Genomic DNA, 18920 nt, shown 5'->3' on the forward strand with positions numbered 1-18920 from the left:
GTCAGACCCGAGCGGGACCACCTTTGCACTGCCGTCCGAGTCCCGTCACACAGCGCTGTAGCACGTCAGTTCGGTGGGTGCGGTCTCTGTCTTCTCAACGATTGAGCAGGGCCTTGGCGTTGCGGACTTCGGGGATACCGATCTTCTTGGCTGTGACAAGGAATGTCGGCGTTCCGAGGACGAGTACAGCGACCAGTGCTGTTGCTGCGGCAGCGCGTGGGTTGTCGATCACCTGGTGCGAGGCCCAGACTGTGATGACGCAGACGACGCCGGCGGCTATCGAGGCCCACAGCACCTTCGAGAATGTTTCGAGCACCGTGTGGAAGCCAAGTAGGCCGTAGCGGTGGCGCAACACGAGATGCCCACTGATGGCGCCGACGATATACGACAGTGAACTTGCGACCGGCAGCATCACCACGATCGCCTGGTTCGGCAGGCATGCGACAGCCAGTGCAACGACGGAGACCTTTGTGACCACCATTGCGGCGTTGATCAACCGGTGTGCGCATGTCGTTGCCCGCGTAGAAGACTCGCAGTTGCAGCATGACCAACGCGAACGGGGGAAGCCCGAACGCCGACAATGCCAGCGCCACACCGATAGTGCGGGCGGCATCAACATCGACGCGTCCGACGAACATCACGGTGGTCAGTATCGGCCCGAGTAGGGTCATCGCGACTGCGGCAGGGACGAGAGCTACAACCGAGTACCGGGCAGCGCGCCCCATGTCGGCGACCAGAGCATCACGGTCCCCGAGCGCCACCGCGCGGGAGATGCGCGGCATGAGCACGGTCAACAGAGAGACCCCGAGGATGCCGTAGGGCACCTGGAACAGCAGGTCGGCGTACGTATAGGTCGAAACTCCGCCGTGGCTGAATGCGACTCTGAGTACGACCGCGACACCGACCTGACTGATCGCGACGTACAGCAGTACCCATCCAAGCACCCTCGCCCCAACTCGGACCGGCCGCCACGTGTACGGGACCGGGCGCACCCGCCAACTCCACCGGAATCCGGTACGCCGCAACGCTGCCACCGTCCACACAGCCTGTCCCACGATGCCGATCGTTGTCCCTATACCCAATACGAGTACCTGTGCGGCGGTCATCGTAGACGGCAGCAACGTCACCGGCCCCGGTACGGCAGCGAAAACCACGACCATCGCGAGCACGATCAGGTTGTTGACCACCGATGCCCAGGCCGCCGGCGCATAGCTTTCGCGTACATTCAGCACGGCAGTCGCGGTCGCTGCGATCGCGTAGAAGAAGATCTCTGGCAACAGCAAGTACGCCAGCACGGTTGCCAACTGTGACTGTTCCGCATCCGACACCAAGGCGGCGACGAGCAACGGGGCACACGCTACCGCAATGGCGGTGATGACAGCGGCGCCGAGGACAGTCGCCAGCAACAGGCGTTGGGTGAATATCCTCGAATAGGTTCGCCCGCGGAGTCGTGCCCGCGCCAGCACAGGGATGAGGACACTGCTCATCACGCCGCCGAGGAGTAGTTCGTACACCATGTTCGGCATGCTGTTCGCGCCGTTGTAGGCGTCGCCGACCACAGCAGTGCCAAGCACCGCGGCCAACGCAAGGGTGCGGATGAAGCCGGTTGCTCGGCTTGCTGCGGTCGCCACCGCGACTGCACCGGCTGTACGCGCGAATCCGTTTCGAGAAACCGCCATTCGACCATCGTGCCCTAAAGTCGCTCATCGAGGAGCTGTGCGGGTTCGCCACTGCCGACGAGCCGGGTGGTGGGTAGGGTGTGCCGGTGATCATCGCCGTCGAAGGGCCTAGTGCCGCAGGTAAGACCACGTGGTGCCGAGCCAATCACAGGGCGTTCGTCGCTGAATACACCCCGACGGGCCAGGAACCGGACGGATCCGACGCGATGGAGCAGGCGACCTATTGGGCACGGGTGAATGCACACCGTTGGACGCAATCGTTAGCGCTCGAGCGTGTGGCGGGTGACGCGATATGTGACAGCGATCCACTGAAACTGCACTACAGCTGGAGCCTGGCCGCTGTGGTGGTGCTATCGATCCCCGATATCCAGCGGCTGGTGACGCAACGTGACGGTGACTCCACTCGGCGACGCCGGAGTTTCGAGTTGCATGCGCGTCTCGCCGAACCGCTCGCCGAATGGTATTCCGCAGTGGACCGGCTCGACCCGGGCCGTGTCATTCACGGTTTCCCGACTGAGGTTGACTTCGCCGCGCTGGCACAACCACGCCCGGATCGCTACGACGTGAATTTACTCGACAGATTGCTCGACGTACTTCCCGCACAGGCGCACTAACGGAGTCCGTCCCTGTCAGTGTTCGGCGCTATACCGGTGCCTGATGAATGACCACGCAACACAATCCGCCGGCACTGTTCCTGGGTCGAAACCGGATGAAGTGTGAGCAGTGAGAATGGACTCGAACGCGGCCTGCAACGGACCGACTTCGTCGTCGTGGAGAACCCACCATAGTGCGCGGCCGACTGTTTCGCCGTGGTGTGCTGGTGTGATCGCCTGTATCCATTCATTTTCGAGTCTGACCAGCGTTGCGCGATTGTCGCGGCCTGTCCCAGGGTCCGTAGTTCGTTCGTCGCGGCCGGCCACACACAGCGCAGAGATCACCTGATCGACCTCATCACACAAGCCGAACACGCTCACCGCCATCACCGTGACCACGAGAACTTCCTGTTCGCACTACATATCTTGTTAGACGGCATCTTTGGCATCGATCATCGCTCCCGCAAACTCCGTCCGGAGACGAAGAGAGTCAGAGTACACCTAACCTTTCGCCAGCGCCCTACCCGCCGGAGTGCTCGTCAAGCAGTGCCGTTGTACGAGAAGCAAGTTCAGCCGTCGACCCTGTCCAGCCGAGGATCCGAATCGATGCATCGGCAATTACCTCGGGTGAAGGAAGGACGCCGGAGCCTTCCGCTTCGGCGTCCGACCTGGTGTTGATCACGGTCTCGACGAGACGGAACGGCAGCTGCGCGATGCGGAGATCGACTTCGCGGTCAGGGTTGATCTGAACCAGCGCGTTACGAGCGAATTCCGTGTACAGATCCATGAGTGTGCCGCGTTGGGCTCGGAACGGCTCGAACCTTTCGGTCCGTAGCTCGGGTAGCAGGTAGAGGGCACCGAGATTCCATCGCGAGTTCGCGAGTTGCTGCGCGTCGAACCAGGTCAGGGCGTACATACGCACGGCAGCGGGTTCCGGACTCTCGCGCATGTCTTGCGCAAAAGCCAACGGGGAGGTGACTGTCCCGACCAGCAGAGCGGTCAGCAGGTCGTCCTTGTTTGCGAAGTGATGATAGAGCGATGCCTGCCGGATGCCCACTGCGTCGGCGATCATGCGCGTCGACGTGCTGGTGAAGCCGCCGGTAGTGAACAACTCGGCCGCAGCATCGAGAATCTCGTCGCGTGCCGTTGCTCCGGGACGCTTGCGTGTCGACAGCCGTGGGCGGCCGGCTCCGGTTGTGGTCATCACACCATCCTTCCATCACCGCGGCCTACGAGTGCGCGTCGCAGCACGGGAATCAGCGGACGCGGCGACGGAGCACCGGTACGGCGGAAGGGAGACGAATCACGAGACGCGGCAACCCATTCCGCCGTATCGATGCTCGACAGGTCGAGCAGGAACCCCGTCGAGTTGACGAGCTGGTGTAGCAGCAGGGTGCCTGTACGGCCGTTTCCTTCACGAAACGGGTGCGCGTGGTTGTAGGTGACGTAGACAGTCGCCAGCGCGTAGGCCAGGCGTCCGCGGTCGGCCCGGTGCCAATCCGTCGCGGCAACCGCGATCTCGACTTCACGCAGATAGCGGCCGATAGCCCCGACCGGCGCGAAGCCGTCACCGTTCTTGGTGATGTCGACGATGCGTTGCTGCCCCGCCCATCCGAACACGTCACCGAACACCTGCCCGTGCAACCTGAAGATGTATTCGGCGTCCACCTGGCGCGGAGTCGGCGCGGGCTGCAGATGTGCTTGGAGCAAGCGGGCCGCGGTCGCGGCGTACTCGACGTCCCGAAGCTGGGCATGGTCTCTGAATCCGAAGTTGTTGCGCAGCACAGAAGTCCCGGTGACCAGGTACGGACGAGGTAACGCGAGCCAACGACGGCGCTGGACGGGGCGCGTGGACGCGGCACGACGGTGACGTTCGATGTAGTCCTCATGTGTGAGGGTGCCGACGGCCAGTGCATCCAGATCGGTGAGGTCGTCACCGGTGGGCTGCCATCCTTCGAGTCTCTCGGCTGCCACGGTCTGACGAACCGCGTGACGCTGAGCGGCGGTCAATTCAGTCATGCCGGCGGACCCGTGTATGCAAGTTTCCGCTGTATCCCTGCGATCTCACGGACGGCACTCCCGAGCAGACTGCGGTACAGGGGTGTCAGTGAGTCCAGTGGCAGGACATCGGTCGGGGCCTCGTCTCGCTCGATCTGCTCGCACTGGTGCCGCAGCCGGATCTGGGACAGCACGTCGAACGACTCGGTGAGCATCGTCGCGTCGTCCTCGGGCAGGATTCCCGAATTCGCTGCCGTTCGCAGTCGCACTGTGGTGGACGGGTCCGCGCAGTTTGCCGCCAGCCCCGCCCACCGCGCGATGTTCACGATCGGCATCACACCTTGCGCCTTGATGTCGACGGAATCGGTGCGCCGCGTGAGACGCTCGCGCAGTGAGTGCATCCGCGCCTTACCTTCGACTGCTTCTTTGAGCAGCAGTCGTAGTGCATCAGGTTCGAGTCGCTGGGATACGACGGGGGACAGAGCAAGTCGGTGGTCGCCGAGTGCGACGCGACTGTCGGCGAGCAGTGACACCATGACGATGCCCTGATCGACGTAAGGATCGGCGAGCCAGCCGTCGAGACCACGCAGCCAGTCGGATTCGGAACGCGCGAACCGCGGGCTGGATGCCACCGCCCCGTTGGCGTCCGAGGGGAGTCCGCAGCGCTCGAGTAGTCCGTGCACCCGATTTCCGTACGCAGTTTCGCGGGCTTGCCGTCCGGAACCGTTGTCGCCGGCCCAGATCAGGGCGCTGTCGACGTCGGAGCTCGGCATGGCCTCGCGGCGGGCGACGCTGCCGAGTGAGAGCCAAGTCGATTCGGGATGACCGTCGGCGAGCAAGCTCGCGGCTCGGGTGACGGCGGCGTCCATGAGTACCGACGCTATGGCGCTGACATCGACCGCCGCTACGCGTGCACGCCATAGTCCCACCACGAGTTCAGGGATCCGAGCTGTCACCGCTACTAGTTCGTCGGCGTCCGTCGCCTGAGAAATGGTGCTGCGCACCAGGAATCCGCTCCGAGTTGCAGTGGCGAACAGATCCGCGTCCTCGACCACGCCAAGAACGTCGCCGCGCGCGGACAGTACCGGCAGGTGCCGCACGCCGCGCTCGAGCATATCGCGCAGCACGTCCGCGCCGAGTCGGTCAGCGCTTGCCGTGTGTACGGGACTGGTCATCACCTCGGAGATGGGGGTGGTGGCGCCGAGTCCGGCCGCGACAATCCTCCGACGGAGGTCTCCGTCGGTGAAGATGCCCAGCGCATTCTCACGCAGGGGGATAAGTACGTACCGTCGGCCGGCTGCGGTCATGGCGCGCGCAGCGTCGGCGGCAGTTGTCTCAGGTGTGCAGGTCAATGCAGGACCACGCAACAGCTCGCCCACCGGGAGTATCGAAGGATCGCGGACGACGTTCATGGCCTTTATCTAATGCTGTGTCGCTCTGACGGGTGTCACCGACCACCCGCGTGAGGGTTCGGAAACGTTTCGGTAACCGATGTCATCGACTCGCAACGCAATCGCTACACAGCGAAACATGAGAGACACCAGCTGGGAACGGGAGCGCAGAAAACTATCAACTGACAGGAATACCGCCCCAGGCCTCCCAGGAGAATCAATGACGATCGCGGCACCTAAGCCCAGCGACGACAACGACCTCGCCGAGTTCGGCTACGAGCAGCAACTGCATCGCTCGCTCGGCAAGTTCGCCTCGTTCGCGGCCGGCTTCTCGTTCGTCTCCATCCTGACCACGATCTTCCAGTTGTTCGGACTCGGCTTCAGCTTTGCGGGACCGGCATTCTTCTGGACGTGGCCCTGTGTGTTCCTCGGCCAGTTCATGGTCGCGCTGAGCTTTGCCGAACTTGCTGCGCGGTATCCGATTTCCGGGGCCATCTACCAGTGGTCACGGCGGATGGGCGGCGAGATCATCGGGTGGTTTGCCGGTTGGTTCATGATCATCGCGCAGATCGTTACCGCCTCTGCGGCGGCGATCGCCCTGCAGGTGGTGTTGCCCAACGTGTGGAGCGGATTCCAGATCGTCGGCGAGGACAGTTCGCTGACGTCGTCGAGTGGCGCGACCAACGCGGTATTGCTCGGCTCGGTCTTGTTGCTGCTCACGACAACGATCAACTGCGTTGGCGTGAACTGGATGTCGCGCATCAACAATATCGGCGTGACCTGCGAGATCATCGGCGTCATCGCGGTGATCGGCATGTTCTTCACCCACGCCCAGCGTGGCCCGCAGGTGGTTTTCGACACCGGCGCCGCCGGCAGCGAGCCCGGCTACATCTGGGCCTGGATCGTCTCGGGATTGATGGCCGCGTACGTCATGGTCGGCTTCGGCTCGGCGGGCGAGCTCGCCGAGGAGACCCGCAATCCGCGCCGCGTCGCACCGCGCACCATTCGGTTGGCACTGTCGGTGTCTGCTCTTGGCGGTGGCCTGATGATCGTCGGCGCGCTGATGGCAGCGCCGAGCCTTACCGACGGTCGGCTCGCAACCGAAGGCCTGCCGTACGTGCTCGGCGCAATCCTGAGCTCTCCGTGGGGCACCCTGCTGCTGATCGACGTCGCTATCGCGGTATTCGTGTGTACCCTCGCAATTCAGACCGCCGCGTCGCGGTTGATGTTCTCCATGGCCCGCGACGGCCGCCTGCCCGCATCGAAGACCCTCTCGAAGGTCAACGCCCGCACCGGAACTCCGATTGCGCCGTCCGTCCTGATCGGTATCGCCTGCATCCTCGTCCTCGCGGTCAACGTCGGCAACTCGGCAATCTTCACCACCCTGTCGAGCGTGTGCATCGTGCTGATCTACCTTGCCTACTTGATGGTGACCGTTCCGTTGCTGCGTCGCCGGTTGCAAGGCTGGCCGCACGGAGATGTTCAATACGACTCCGAAGGCCGAAAGCTGTTCTCACTGGGCGTCTTCGGCATCCCGGTCAACATCGCGGCGGTGCTGTACGGAGCTGCAATGGTGATCAACCTGTCCTGGCCGCGCGCCGAAATCTTCAACCCGTCCGGTGACATGCCGATTCTTCAATGGGCCGCCCCGATCACCGTCGTTGCCGTCGTCCTGGTGGGTGCTCTCTGCTACCCGCGCGGCAAAACCGTTCCGAACCCCGTCACGATTGGAGCTACGAAGTGACCACGACCGACACAGCCACCGACACCACAACAGCCGCCCGTGAGCACGCCCGCTCGCAGGCTGGTGCGATCACCGACTCGATGCCCGTCGTTCCCGCCTCCGACTGGCCCACTCCTCCGGCCGGTATCGATGCGGACCGGCTCACCTGGGCGGAGACGGTGCCCGGCGGCCGCTACACCTCGAAGGTGCTCGCCCGCGGCACGCGGATCCGATTGCGCGACATCGCCGGCAGTGCCTGCGCGAACCTGCTGCTGTACCGGGCCGACGCTCCGCACGAGCGGCTCAACATCGCCGACACCGTCAAGGTTCCGTGGCAGGCGTACCTGGGCGTCGGCCATCCACTTCTCTCCGACCAGGGACGGGTGCTGGCGACTGTTGTGGCCGATACCTCCGGTCGCCACGACGCGTTCTGCGGAACCACGTCACTGGCCACGAACACGATCAAGTACGGCGAGGGATCCGCACATTCGGGAGCGCCCGCCGGCCGAGAACTGCTGACTCTGGCCGCGGCCAAGCACGGTCTGACCACCCGCGACCTACCGCCGGTGCTGTCCCTGTTCCACGGAGTGCGCGTCGAGTCCGACGGGGGACTCACCAGCATCGGAAACGCCGGCGCCGGAACGGAGCTGGAGCTGCTGATCCATCTCCCGGTGATCGTCTTGATCGCGAATACCGCACACCCGCTTGACCCGGCCACCACGTTCGGCACCACGTCCCTCGAGGTAGTGGCATGGGCGGCACCCGAGGATCTGGAGGCTCTGCCGAACAACGATCCCGAGTCCCGCCGCGCAGTCCTCAACACCGAGGACGCCTGGAACGCTGCCAAGCCCGTCAATGAAGCACAGCCCGTCAATGATGCACAGCTCGGAAGGGACGCCAAATGACCACCGCCGTAGACACTCCCGCTCTTGTCCCCGGAGCCGTGATCCTCGATGACACTGTCGGCGCCCGCGGACCCTGGTCCGTGATCGTGCGGGCCGGTGATGTCCTGACCATCGTCGACCTGCACGGCAATCAAGCCGTCGACTCCCTCTTCTACGCTGCCGATGATCACGCTGTTCGGTACTCGGCCGCCGCAACTGTCGCGGCGCAGCGCAATCTGTTTCTCACAACGGGGTCCGTGCTTCGCGCCGACGACGGAACTGCCCTGATGACACTTGTCGGTGACGAGGTCGGCAACCATGACACCGTCGGTGGTGCGTGCTCGCAGGAGTCGAACACCCTGCGCTACGGCCACCACACCAAGCATCAGCACGCGTGTGTCGAGAACTTCCTGATCGAGGGCGCCAAGTGGGGCCTGGGCAAGCGCGACCTCGTCTCCAACATCAACTTCTTCATGAACGTTCCGGTCGACGCGGACGGCACACTCGGCATCGTCGACGGACTCTCCGCGCCGGGCAAGCGCCTCGCTCTGCGCGCTGAAATCGACACGCTGGTGCTGGTATCGAACTGCCCGCAGATCAACAACCCCTGCAACGGTTTCGACCCCACAGAGGTACGGATGATCGTGACCCGGCCGGAGGAAGCGCGATGACCGAGATCACCGTTCAGCGTCCAGGCATGCTGAGCACCGTCCAGGACTGGCCAGGCCGCGTCGGCTACTGGCAGATCGGTGTTCCCCCGTCAGGTCCGATGGACGACCTGTCTTTCAGGCTCGGCAACGAGGCGCTGGGGAACGAACCGGGAGCCGCTGGGCTCGAGTGCACGATGGCCGGACCAGCACTGCGATTCGCCGAGGCCACCGTCGTGTGTGTCACCGGCGCACCCGCCATTGTCCGAGTGAACGGACTGCAGGTCCGGGCCTGGGCGCCGGTGCACGTTCCGGCCGGCGGTGTCCTCGATGTCGGGGCGACAACGGGTCCGGGACTACGAATCTACGTGCTGGTACGCGGAGGGATCGACGTGCCCGACTACCTGGGCAGCGGTGCGACGTTCACGCTCGGCAAGTTCGGCGGTCACGAGGGGCGGACGCTGCGCGAAGGTGATGTGTTGAGCTGCGGGGCGGGGCCTTGCAACCCCGATGCCGCCCAACCGGTTCCGATGGAACACGTGCCGGTGATCGGTGGCCGCTGGGAGATCGCTGTCACCGAAGGACCGCACGGGGCGCCGGAGTTCTTCACCCGCAACGATATCGACACCCTGTACGCCACCGACTACGAAGTGCATTTCAACTCCGATCGCACGGGTGTCCGGTTGATCGGGCCGCAGCCGGACTGGGCGCGCAACGACGGCGGAGAGGCCGGACTGCACCCCTCCAACATTCACGACAACGCTTATTCGGTTGGCGCACTGGACTTCACCGGTGACACCCCCATCCTGCTCGGGCCGGACGGACCGAGTCTGGGTGGATTTGTCTGCCCGGTCACCGTCGTATCGGCGGAACGCTGGAAGCTCGGGCAGTTGAGCCCCGGCGACACCGTTCGATTTGTGCCGATCCGCGCTGATCGCGCCGCGTCGAAAGGTCAACTGGGACTGAGTCGGCGCGCGAGCCTGCCTGCAGTGTTCAGCGACGGCGGAGACGGGGACGACGGAGTGATCGCCCGCCGCGACGGCAAGACTGCGGTGACGTATCGCCGCTCGGGCGACGACAACGTTCTTGTCGAATACGGAGACATGACTCTCGACCTCGCGCTCCGGGCGCGGGCGCACGCACTACATCAGCGTCTCGAGGCAGAGAAGCCTGCCGGGCTACTCGATCTCACCCCCGGCATCCGGTCGCTGCAGGTGCGCGTCGACCCCGACGTGCTGCCCGTGTCGAAGCTGATGGGTTTGCTCGCCGAGGCTGAGGAACAGATCCCGGATTCGTCCGAGCTCGTGGTTCCCAGCCGATCGGTGCGGATGCCTTTGTCCTGGGACGACCCGTCCACCCGCGAGGCGATCAAGCGGTACATGCACGGTGTCCGTGCCGATGCGCCGTGGTGCCCGTGGAACATCGAGTTCATTCGGCGGATGAACGGGCTGGACTCGGTCGCTGACGTCTTCGATACGGTTTTCGATGCCGAGTACCTCGTGCTCGGACTCGGCGACGTGTATCTCGGTGCGCCGGTGGCTACTCCGCTCGACCCGCGACACAGGTTGGTCACCACCAAGTACAACCCGGCACGTACCTGGACGCCGGAGAACGCGGTCGGGATCGGCGGCGCGTACCTGTGCATTTACGGCATGGAGGGGCCAGGCGGTTACCAGTTCGTGGGACGCACAACCCAGGTGTGGAACCACCGGTATCCCGAGAAGTCCGGACCGTTCGAGGACGGAACGCCCTGGCTGCTGCGCTTTTTCGACCGGATCTCCTGGTATCCCGTCGAACCGGACGAGCTACTCGAACTACGAGCCGAGACGGCGGCAGGTGGGCCTGGCGGCGTGCAGATCACCGACGGCAGCTTCTCCCTCGCCGAACACGAGCAATTCCTCACCGACAATGCGGATTCGATCGAGGCATTCCGCGCCACTCAGGCCGTCGCGTTCGGTGCTGAGCGGGACGCGTGGTCGGCCGCGGGTGAATTTGCCCGCACCACAACAACAGTCAAGGAGGTAGCGGCGTGAGCGCGACCGAGCGGGTATCGGCGGCATATCGGTCGATCGACCGCGTCGACCGGCCGGAAATCTGGATACACCTGCGCCCCGAGGCCGACGCATTGGCCGAGGCCGCGCGGGTCGATGCGTCCACCGCTGACCTGCCGTTGCGAGGTCTGGTGCTTGCGGTCAAGGACAACGTCGACGCGGCCGGCCTACCGACCACCGCCGGATGTCCCGAGTTCTCCTACACGCCCGCGGTCGACGCTGCCGCCGTTGCGGCGCTGCGGGCGGCGGGCGCAGTAGTGCTGGGCAAGACGAACCTCGACCAGTTCGCGACCGGGTTGGTCGGCACTCGCAGCCCGCACGGCGCGGTCCGCGACTCGCGTCGGCCGGAGTACATCTCGGGTGGCTCGAGTTCGGGATCGGCGGTGGCCGTTGCGCTCGGGTTGGTGGACATCGCGATCGGTACCGACACCGCTGGCTCTGGCCGCGTCCCGGCCGGGCTGCAGGGAATTGTCGGCATCAAACCGACCGTCGGGGTCGTCTCGACCGAGGGCGTGGTTCCGGCGTGCAGTTCCTATGACTGCGTGACCATCTTTGCTGCGGACCTGGCAAGTGCCGAGTCCGCGATGGCTGCGATGGCATCAGGCGCACGGGGTCGCCAGTGGCCCAGCGACGTCCGGTTGGCTGCGCCGCCGCGGCCGCGGGTGGCAGTTCCAGCTGTGCTGCCCGGACTGGACGAGCAGTGGGCGGCAGCGTTCGGCACAGCCGTCGAACAACTGCGTGCCGCCGGCGCTGAGATAGTCGAGGTTGACCTGACGCTTTTCCTCGATGCCGCGAAGTTGCTGTACGACGGTGCGCTCGTCGCCGAAAGGTATGCGGCGGTGGGTGAATTCGTTGACGCGCACCCCGATGCGGTGGACCCAACGGTACGTTCGATCGTTGCGCCCGCCGGAGCGATTCCGGCGCATCGATTACTAGCGGATCGGGAGTTGTTGGCGCAGTTGCGGAACCGGGCGATGAAGGAGCTCAACGGACTTGATGCCCTGATGGTGCCGACAGCGCCGGAACATCCGACGATCGCCGAGGTTGCGGCTGATCCGATCGGCGTGAACTCCCGCATGGGGACGTACACCAACTTCTGCAATCTGTTCGACCTGTCAGCTGTCGCGGTTCCTGCTGGTACTGCGGGCGATGCGCAGTTCGGGGTGACGGTGCTGGCGCGTGCGTTCGAGGACGGCGTCGCTGCTGACATCGCGGCGATGGTGACCGGCGACGAGGCAACCGGATGGTCGTCGCACGCGGCGGACACAGTCGAGCTGGCAGTGTTCGGCGCGCACCTGCGTGGTCAGCCGCTCGAGCATCAGCTGACCGGGCTCGGTGCCCGCTGGTGCGGCCCGGTAGCCACAGCTCCGCGTTACCGACTGAGTGCGCTGGACACCACGCCGCCCAAACCAGGGTTGGTCCGGGTGACTGAGGACGGCGTGTCCATTGTGGGGGAGCGCTGGCAACTCACTCCCGCTGCGCTCGGCGTATTTCTCGCGGCACTGCCGACGCCGATGATGCTCGGGTCTGTCGAATTCGACGACGGGAGTTGGGGAACCGGATTCGGTTGCGACCAGGAGGCAGCGTCCACCGGCAAGGACATCAGCGAGTACGGAGGTTGGCAGGCCGCGCTGGCGGCCGGGGCGGTGGGCTGACCTGATTAGTGCAGCGTTTCGATTGCGCTCAGCTCTGGTCGTGATCGAATGTCACGGTGCGGCCGGTGATTTCGTTCGCGGTGATTTCGACAACGTTGTACTTGGGCGTCGGAATCCAGGACCGCAATCCCAGTTCGTCGATCTTGGCGGTTTCGGTGAACGACGTAATAACGCGTGCGGTCCCACGTACTACTACGCTCCACCCTTGTTCTGGGCCAACATGATCGGCTTCGAACAGGACGTGGTCGTTGATGGTCAGCTCGACGAGTTTGGTTCCCTCGGCAGTGCGGAAATAGATGTGGTTCTGGTTGACCACGTAGTTGACCGGGAAAATGTCCGCGCGGCCGGAAGCTCCGACAACAATTCGGCCCAATGTGGCTTGGCTCAGCAGCTTCCAGCTTTCTTCGGCTGTGAGTACGGCGACGGGTGAGTTCGAGGAGAGATCGTTGGCGGTCATGTCTCATTTTCTCATGTGAGAGGGACAAATCGTGCGAGTTGGACGAAGATCACTCGTCAGCGGGTCGGTGTTGGCGCCGCGGGCACCGCAGCGGGGTCACCGCCCGGTACAGCGCCGCCGCCGTAGAACGTGGGAATGATTCCCTTCGCCAGAACCAACGCCGAACCCTCACCGCTCGGTACCGTCGCCAGGTTCGTAGCGATGACGATGGTGAGGTCGGTGTTCGGGTCGTGGGCCATGAACGTCATGAATCCGGGAATCTGGCCGTCGTGGCCGATCAGGGAAGGTCCGAAGCGTGCGATGCCGAGACCGTAGCCGGCCGCGGAGGGATTGCTCGGATCAGTGGGTTGAATGCTGTCGAGTCGAACCTTCTGCATCTCGTCGTTCAGCAACCCGCCGCCGACAAGGGCTTTGACGTAGGTAGCCAGCTCTCCGACCGTCGAGATTGCGCCGCCCGCCGTCCAGGTCCAGGACGGGTTGGCGTCGGTCTCGTTGTTCGGCTTCAGCGTCCCCGCCAACGCTGCACTCAGGTCTGGTTCGGGCAGGGCAAAGGTGTCGATCGTGGAGACGTTGGTGCCGAAGGAATAGCCCTGCGGATGGGGGTCGGGTATCGAAGAGTCGGTTGCTGCCGGCAACGACGTGTGTGTCAGACCGAGAGGCTCGTAGATACGTTCCTGGAATGCCTGTGCCGCAGTCATATCGGTGAGCTTTTCGATGAGCAGGCCCAGCAGCACGATGTTGGTATTGCTGTACTCGAACTTCTCGCCAGGAGCAAAACTGACGGGGTGGGAAAACGCGATTGCCAGCAATTCTTCCGGTGTCCACGCTTTCTGCGGGTCGTTGTCGAGCGTCGCGTTGAATTGTGGGTCGAAGGAATAGCTGTACAGCCCGCTGTGCATGTCGGATAACTGCGCAATGGTGATCGTGTCGCCGTTGGGCACCCCGTCGATGTACTTGCCGATGGGATCGTCGAGCCTGAGCTTTCCTTCCTGCACCAATTGGAGAATGACCGTCGACGTCATTGTCTTGGTATTGCTTCCGACGCGGAAGTAGTCGTTCAGTGACATCGGTTTGTCCTCGCCGATGACCCCAGTGCCGAATGTCGCGGTCCAGTCGCCTTGTGTCGGCGACGAAATCAGCACCACTGCGCCGGGAATGACGTTGTCTTTCATCAGTTTCTCGATGGTCGGCTGCAAGGTTGCCGCATACGCCGGAGCGGTGTCATTGCTGGTCGATGTGACCTGAGTCTGCGACACGCCAGTGGAATCCGCCTCCTCCGACGAGGTGCCGCACCCGGTCAGGGCGACGAGGCTCATCGTCAAAGCGATGGCTGCTGTTGTGCTGTGACGGCGCATGGGTTCTCCCGGTCTGCGATCGTGAATTCAGCTGCAATTTGAATCGTAAAGAACAACCGTGTCCGTTTTAGGTAAATCGCGTGTCTGCGCTGGTTGAATTCGCTGAATGGGTCAACCATCAGGCATTGTGTGACTGTCGGTGAGAATTCGGCGCATGCGGAGAATAGGAGTGGCGATGGCGACGATCGAAGAAATTCTGGAACTGGAACGCCTCGAACGCGACATTTTCCGAGGGATAATCGCGGAGACCACGCTGCCTCGAACATTCGGTGGGCAGGTGGCAGGTCAGGCACTTGTCTCGGCCGTGCGTACCGTTGATCCGGAATTTCTGGTTCATTCGCTGCACGGATATTTCCTCCGACCGGGAAACCCGAAGGAGCCCACTGTCTTTCTGGTTGACCGCGTGCGCGACGGCCGGTCATTTGCCACGCGTCGGGTGACCGGAATTCAAGACGGGCAAGCGATCTTCACGATGTCCGCATCGTTCCACGTTCAAGACGAAGGCATCGAGCACCAAGACGAGATGCCGCCGGTGCCCGATCCCGAGACGCTCGAGTTGGCCACCGACTCCGACGACGGCGAGACCGCGTGGCTGGCTCGGGAATGGGCGGATTGGGACCTCCGCCTGGTCCCACAAGCAGAAATCAGCAAGCGTCCCGGTGCCGCGGCTCAGCAGCAGGTGTGGTTTCGCTCGCGGGAAGCGCTGCCGAACGACCCCGTCTTCCACGTGTGCGCTCTCGCGTACATGAGCGACATGACCCTGCTGGGATCCTCTCGCATCCCGCACAAGGACACACCGATGCAGGCCGCATCGCTCGACCACGCAATGTGGTTCCTGCGCCCGTTTCGGGCGGACGAGTGGTTGTTGTACGACCAGACATCGCCGTCGGCGGGATTCGGTCGCGCATTGACTCAGGGACGGATCTTCGACCGGCGCGGAAACATGGTTGCCGCGGTGGTCCAGGAAGGTTTGACCCGTCACCTTCGTACTCAGTAGGAGCGGACGGCAGGCCGAGCGGGATGGTCGTACCGCACGTCCAGGTCGATCCGGTCGGTGACACTGCCCTGATGGGTGGCACTGCCCTGATGGGTGACACTGCCCTGATGCTCGAGTAGTGCCTCGACGGTCCATAACTGCGCTGACGGTGTGTGCCGTCGGAGCGCCGCCTCGGACATGTTCAAGCGGACGATGACGTCGAAGTCGAGACCGCGGCCCAGCAGCATCGGTCCGGCGACGACGATGACCGTTCGATCGTGAACGGGTCGGCGGGAGGAACGCGGCGACCGGTCTGCTGCCTCGTCCCACAGTTGGGGGAGCCACGTACGACGCGTACGAGCCGCCGTGACAACTTCGCGGTCAAGCGCGTCGTAGTCGAACCACATCGTTCGATAGCTCAGCGGATCTTCGTGCCCGAACTCGAGCCGCAACGACGCCGGTCGCACGTAGTCGTGAAGAGAGACAACAGCACTCGGACGTTGTCGCGCCTGCGCGGCCGTGGCGATCAGCTCTGCGAGTTCGACCGGCCGAGCGCAATCAGCGCCGTCCAGCGCCACGACCGCAACCGTCGGGTGTGATTCACACAGTGATACAACCTGTTCGGCCAGTGCCTGCGGGGTGGAGGGGATGAAGGCGTTCACGCCACCATGGTGCCGTGCGGCGACGGCGAACCGATAATGTGAACCCGTTGCCCGCCGGCGCTGTCGGCATCTACTCTGCCGGAGGACACATGATTGGTATCGAAGAGATCCTCGAGCTCGAAACGCTGGAAAAGGATATTTTCAGAGGGGCAGTTCACCCCACTGTCATGCAGCGCACCTTCGGTGGACAGGTGGCCGGCCAGTCTCTGGTATCCGCAGTCAGCACCGTTGACGAGCGCTTCCACGTGCACTCGTTGCACGGATATTTTCTGCGTCCTGGCAATCCCAAGATTCCCACGGTGTATCTCGTGGACCGGATCCGCGACGGGCGCTCGTTCTGCACGCGTCGAGTTAACGCAGTCCAGGACGGGAAGACGATCTTCTCGATGTCGGCGTCGTTCCACGTCGAGGATCAGGGCATCGAGCATCAGGATCGGATGCCGAATGTCCCGATGCCGGAGGAACTGCCCGACCCGCTGACGCTTCCGCACTTTGCCGGAACGCCGCTCCACGAGGAGTGGCGGAACTGGGACCTGCGCATCGTGCCCCCGGACGTCGCCAAATCGGCACCGGATATGCCTGCGCAGCAGCGAGTTTGGATCCGATACCGCAACATTCTGCCGGATCGCCCACTTCTGCACATCTGCACATTGGCCTATCTGAGTGACATGACGCTTCTCAACACATCGAATGTGCCGCACAAGGACGTGAAGACGCAGAATGCCTCACTCGATCATGCGATGTGGTTCTTGCGTCCGTTCCGGGCCGACGAATGGTTGATGTACGACCAGACATCGCCGTCGGCCGGGTTCGGGCGAGCTTTGACGCAGGGGCGCATTTACGATCGAAGCGGCAATATGGTGGCAGCAGTAGTCCAAGAAGGTCTGTCGCGGATCGAACGCGAATCCGTGATTGGTGAAGGCCCCTCGGTTAGTGACGACAAGGTAGGAACACAGGCATGACTCGTCCGTTGATCGGTGTACTCGCACTCCAGGGTGACGTGCGGGAACACCTTGCTGCCTTGGCGGATTCGGGAGCCGACGCCGTGGGTGTGCGTCGCCCCGAAGAACTCGACAAGGTCGACGGCATCGTGATTCCCGGCGGTGAATCTACAACGATGAGCCGGCTTCTTCAGGTTTTCGAATTGCTCGAGCCGCTTCGCGAACGGCTTCGCGGTGGACTACCCGCTTACGGTTCGTGTGCCGGAATGATTCTGCTGGCGAGTGAGGTACTCGACACCCGGCCTGATGCCGAGCACCTCAATGCCATTGATATGACCGTGCGCCGCAACGCCTTCGGGCGTCAGGTCGATTCCTTCGAGTCGGACCTCGAATTCGAGGGCATTATCGGAGACCCCGTCCGGGCGGTGTTCATTCGGGCGCCGTGGGTGGAACGGGTCGGCCCAGGGGTCGAGGTTCTTGCCCAGGTGCCGGCGGCAGCGGGCGAAGCTGCCGGCCGGATCGTGGCTGTTCGGCAAGGTTCGGTGATTGCGACGTCATTCCATCCCGAGGTGACTGGGGACCGTCGCGTGCACGAGCTTTTCGTCGACCTGGTGCGAGGCTAGATTTCGCGAGCGTTTGGCTGTTGAACGAGTGAATTGAGGAGTCGGACACCGTCTTCCGGGTGGTCGACGGTGACGGCGAACACGCGCCCGGTCTCGAGGGTAAGCACGATTGCCTCGCCGGAGCGCAGCGTGACCGCCGTGCCGCGAGGAGTGATGCGATAGCCGTATCCGCCCCACTCCAATGGCCGGATGGTGTCGACTGACGCGGACTTCACCCGCGGGATGGCGATCTTCTTCCACCGGATGCCCCACGAGCTGATGCTCAGTCCGGAGGTGTCCACGCGGACCGTGACGGACGCGAAAGCTGCTGTCATGACGGTGACGGCGAGCAGGATCGCAGCTACCCACCAGTCGGAGTACGCGGCGGTGCCGACCGTGAGGGCGGTCAGACCGGCGGAGAGGATCCACGGCCAAACGCTGTGTGCCCGGCCGATCCACGCTGCTCGTTCGGTGGCGGTGAGCGGTGTGTCCAGCGTAGGGGTGGGGAGCAGCGGTTGGGCATTGGCTCCGCCCCGTGAGGTGAGTGCCCAGGCGGCAATTCCCGTCATCGCCGCGGCGATGGGAAGTACGATCCACCACCCGATACGTGCGTTCTCCGGGGTGCCGGCGTCGAGGGTGAGGGCAACACTGAGGATCCAGATCGTCGCTGACGTCGCGGCCGCCGTTGCGGTGACGGACAACAACAGGGGAGCGGAGTCGCTCGCACGAACCGCTGTCGCAGCAGCAACGGCGGAGGCGATCAAAGACACCGCCAGCGTGATGGCGAAGAACGTTGTGGTCGCGGCGAATCCGTCCGGGGTCGATCCGGACCAGTGACTGGCGACGGTGGCCGGTAGCTGATCGCCCCACAGCAGGCGCGCCACGATCAGTGCCGCTGTGGGGATGAAGGTCAACGAGGCTGCGGTCCAGAGCCGGACCTTGTCGGTCGTCATTGTGTGCTGGTCTCCTTGATGAGGTCGAGCATGTGGGCTGTGTCGAGACCCAGATTGCGGGCCCGGCGGACGAACTCCCGCGCTGATTCGTGGAGAGCTGTTGCGCCGGAGTCGAATTCGGCGCGGATTACTGCGCCACGGCCGCGTCGTAGATCGATGAGGCCCTCGTCGCGCAGCGCCGCGTATGCACGCAGAACTGTGTGCAGATTGACGTCGACCGACTCGGCGAGTGCGCGAGCGGATGGAAGTCGATCACCTGGGCCGACCTCGCCGCGGATGACGGCCCCGCGCACTCCGGCCGCAATCTGATCGGCGAGGGGCGTCGCTGCGGCGTGATCGATCCGAATCAACAT

At 63.8% G+C, this 18920-nt stretch carries 18 protein-coding genes; 9 read left to right on the top strand and 9 right to left on the bottom strand.

Annotated elements, in window-relative coordinates; translation table 11 throughout:
- Positions 1 to 65 precede the first annotated feature (65 nt).
- Positions 66 to 1679, bottom strand: a complete 1614-nt coding sequence (gene murJ / locus V2B23_RS01690) for a murein biosynthesis integral membrane protein MurJ (protein ID WP_430948730.1) — start codon at positions 1677 to 1679, stop codon at positions 66 to 68.
- 86 nt (positions 1680 to 1765) lie between these two features.
- Between murJ and V2B23_RS01695 the strand changes: the two genes are divergently transcribed.
- The gene (locus V2B23_RS01695) at positions 1766 to 2293 is read left to right on the top strand and encodes a hypothetical protein (protein ID WP_430948731.1); all 528 of its coding nucleotides are present in this window, start codon (positions 1766 to 1768) and stop codon (positions 2291 to 2293) included.
- A 499-nt stretch (positions 2294 to 2792) separates the two neighbouring features.
- Here the strand turns inward: V2B23_RS01695 and V2B23_RS01700 are convergent, their stop codons facing one another.
- From V2B23_RS01700 to V2B23_RS01710, 3 genes are read right to left on the bottom strand one after another with little or no spacing between them, the layout of a single operon-like run.
- Entirely contained in the window at positions 2793 to 3476 is a 684-nt protein-coding gene (locus V2B23_RS01700) for a TetR/AcrR family transcriptional regulator (RefSeq protein WP_430948732.1), read from the bottom strand.
- Complete coding sequence (locus V2B23_RS01705) at positions 3476 to 4291, bottom strand: Fic family protein (RefSeq protein ID WP_430948733.1); 816 nt, start codon at positions 4289 to 4291, stop codon at positions 3476 to 3478. Before V2B23_RS01705 ends, V2B23_RS01700 begins: the two co-directional genes overlap by 1 nt.
- On the bottom strand, positions 4288 to 5682 hold the full coding sequence (locus tag V2B23_RS01710) for a putative nucleotidyltransferase substrate binding domain-containing protein (RefSeq protein ID WP_430948734.1): 1395 nt from the start codon (positions 5680 to 5682) through the stop codon (positions 4288 to 4290). The genes V2B23_RS01705 and V2B23_RS01710 overlap by 4 nt, the downstream gene beginning before the upstream one ends.
- Positions 5683 to 5881: 199 nt before the next feature.
- Here V2B23_RS01710 and V2B23_RS01715 point away from each other — a divergent pair, with 199 nt between their 5' ends.
- The 5 genes from V2B23_RS01715 to atzF are packed head-to-tail and all read left to right on the top strand — an operon-like array spanning position 5882 to position 12621.
- Positions 5882 to 7405: an amino acid permease gene (locus V2B23_RS01715; protein ID WP_430948735.1), complete on the top strand. Its 1524-nt coding sequence runs from the start codon at positions 5882 to 5884 to the stop codon at positions 7403 to 7405.
- Positions 7402 to 8289: an urea amidolyase associated protein UAAP1 gene (locus tag V2B23_RS01720; RefSeq protein WP_430948736.1), complete on the top strand. Its 888-nt coding sequence runs from the start codon at positions 7402 to 7404 to the stop codon at positions 8287 to 8289. Before V2B23_RS01715 ends, V2B23_RS01720 begins: the two co-directional genes overlap by 4 nt.
- Positions 8286 to 8939 carry an urea amidolyase associated protein UAAP2 gene (locus V2B23_RS01725; RefSeq protein WP_430948737.1) on the top strand — a complete coding sequence of 218 codons (654 nt, stop codon included), beginning with the start codon at positions 8286 to 8288 and terminating at the stop codon, positions 8937 to 8939. Before V2B23_RS01720 ends, V2B23_RS01725 begins: the two co-directional genes overlap by 4 nt.
- Positions 8936 to 10948, top strand: coding sequence for a 5-oxoprolinase/urea amidolyase family protein (locus V2B23_RS01730; protein ID WP_430948738.1), 2013 nt, complete (start codon positions 8936 to 8938; stop codon positions 10946 to 10948). Before V2B23_RS01725 ends, V2B23_RS01730 begins: the two co-directional genes overlap by 4 nt.
- Positions 10945 to 12621, top strand: a complete 1677-nt coding sequence (gene atzF / locus V2B23_RS01735) for an allophanate hydrolase (RefSeq protein WP_430948739.1) — start codon at positions 10945 to 10947, stop codon at positions 12619 to 12621. Before V2B23_RS01730 ends, atzF begins: the two co-directional genes overlap by 4 nt.
- Positions 12622 to 12649: 28 nt before the next feature.
- Here atzF and V2B23_RS01740 read toward each other — a convergent pair whose 3' ends face one another.
- Both V2B23_RS01740 and V2B23_RS01745 read right to left on the bottom strand, forming a co-directional pair.
- Entirely contained in the window at positions 12650 to 13078 is a 429-nt protein-coding gene (locus V2B23_RS01740; RefSeq protein WP_430948740.1) for a pyridoxamine 5'-phosphate oxidase family protein, read from the bottom strand.
- Positions 13079 to 13134: 56 nt separating this feature from the next.
- Positions 13135 to 14433: a serine hydrolase domain-containing protein gene (locus V2B23_RS01745; RefSeq protein ID WP_430948741.1), complete on the bottom strand. Its 1299-nt coding sequence runs from the start codon at positions 14431 to 14433 to the stop codon at positions 13135 to 13137.
- A 175-nt stretch (positions 14434 to 14608) separates the two neighbouring features.
- Here V2B23_RS01745 and V2B23_RS01750 point away from each other — a divergent pair, with 175 nt between their 5' ends.
- Complete coding sequence (locus V2B23_RS01750; RefSeq protein ID WP_430948742.1) at positions 14609 to 15430, top strand: acyl-CoA thioesterase; 822 nt, start codon at positions 14609 to 14611, stop codon at positions 15428 to 15430.
- Here V2B23_RS01750 and V2B23_RS01755 read toward each other — a convergent pair.
- Entirely contained in the window at positions 15424 to 16071 is a 648-nt protein-coding gene (locus V2B23_RS01755) for a hypothetical protein (protein ID WP_430948743.1), read from the bottom strand. The genes V2B23_RS01750 and V2B23_RS01755 overlap by 7 nt on opposite strands.
- Positions 16072 to 16160: 89 nt before the next feature.
- Here V2B23_RS01755 and V2B23_RS01760 point away from each other — a divergent pair, with 89 nt between their 5' ends.
- Positions 16161 to 17033, top strand: a complete 873-nt coding sequence (locus V2B23_RS01760; RefSeq protein WP_430948744.1) for an acyl-CoA thioesterase — start codon at positions 16161 to 16163, stop codon at positions 17031 to 17033.
- Positions 17030 to 17635 carry a pyridoxal 5'-phosphate synthase glutaminase subunit PdxT gene (pdxT, locus tag V2B23_RS01765; RefSeq protein WP_430948745.1) on the top strand — a complete coding sequence of 202 codons (606 nt, stop codon included), beginning with the start codon at positions 17030 to 17032 and terminating at the stop codon, positions 17633 to 17635. Before V2B23_RS01760 ends, pdxT begins: the two co-directional genes overlap by 4 nt.
- Here pdxT and V2B23_RS01770 read toward each other — a convergent pair.
- Positions 17632 to 18567 (bottom strand): hypothetical protein, encoded by a 936-nt coding sequence (locus tag V2B23_RS01770; RefSeq protein ID WP_430948746.1) that lies wholly within the window; start codon positions 18565 to 18567, stop codon positions 17632 to 17634. The genes pdxT and V2B23_RS01770 overlap by 4 nt on opposite strands.
- Positions 18564 to 18920: a GntR family transcriptional regulator gene (locus tag V2B23_RS01775; protein WP_430948747.1), complete on the bottom strand. Its 357-nt coding sequence runs from the start codon at positions 18918 to 18920 to the stop codon at positions 18564 to 18566. Before V2B23_RS01775 ends, V2B23_RS01770 begins: the two co-directional genes overlap by 4 nt.

The organism is Rhodococcus sp. 24CO (genome assembly GCF_050586165.1).
GTDB lineage: Bacteria > Actinomycetota > Actinomycetes > Mycobacteriales > Mycobacteriaceae > Rhodococcus_F.

What these genes read in the sequence shown, in the direction of transcription:
- murJ (WP_430948730.1), bottom strand. Translation starts at nt 1,679, where the DNA reads ATGGCGGTTTCTCGAAACGGATTCGCGCGTACAGCCGGTGCAGTCGCG.
- V2B23_RS01700 (WP_430948732.1), bottom strand. Translation starts at nt 3,476, where the DNA reads ATGACCACAACCGGAGCCGGCCGCCCACGGCTGTCGACACGCAAGCGT.
- V2B23_RS01705 (WP_430948733.1), bottom strand. Translation starts at nt 4,291, where the DNA reads ATGACTGAATTGACCGCCGCTCAGCGTCACGCGGTTCGTCAGACCGTG.
- V2B23_RS01710 (WP_430948734.1), bottom strand. Translation starts at nt 5,682, where the DNA reads ATGAACGTCGTCCGCGATCCTTCGATACTCCCGGTGGGCGAGCTGTTG.
- V2B23_RS01715 (WP_430948735.1), top strand. Translation starts at nt 5,882, where the DNA reads ATGACGATCGCGGCACCTAAGCCCAGCGACGACAACGACCTCGCCGAG.
- V2B23_RS01725 (WP_430948737.1), top strand. Translation starts at nt 8,286, where the DNA reads ATGACCACCGCCGTAGACACTCCCGCTCTTGTCCCCGGAGCCGTGATC.
- V2B23_RS01730 (WP_430948738.1), top strand. Translation starts at nt 8,936, where the DNA reads ATGACCGAGATCACCGTTCAGCGTCCAGGCATGCTGAGCACCGTCCAG.
- V2B23_RS01740 (WP_430948740.1), bottom strand. Translation starts at nt 13,078, where the DNA reads ATGACCGCCAACGATCTCTCCTCGAACTCACCCGTCGCCGTACTCACA.
- V2B23_RS01745 (WP_430948741.1), bottom strand. Translation starts at nt 14,433, where the DNA reads ATGCGCCGTCACAGCACAACAGCAGCCATCGCTTTGACGATGAGCCTC.
- V2B23_RS01750 (WP_430948742.1), top strand. Translation starts at nt 14,609, where the DNA reads ATGGCGACGATCGAAGAAATTCTGGAACTGGAACGCCTCGAACGCGAC.
- V2B23_RS01760 (WP_430948744.1), top strand. Translation starts at nt 16,161, where the DNA reads ATGATTGGTATCGAAGAGATCCTCGAGCTCGAAACGCTGGAAAAGGAT.
- pdxT (WP_430948745.1), top strand. Translation starts at nt 17,030, where the DNA reads ATGACTCGTCCGTTGATCGGTGTACTCGCACTCCAGGGTGACGTGCGG.
- V2B23_RS01770 (WP_430948746.1), bottom strand. Translation starts at nt 18,567, where the DNA reads ATGACGACCGACAAGGTCCGGCTCTGGACCGCAGCCTCGTTGACCTTC.
- V2B23_RS01775 (WP_430948747.1), bottom strand. Translation starts at nt 18,920, where the DNA reads ATGTTGATTCGGATCGATCACGCCGCAGCGACGCCCCTCGCCGATCAG.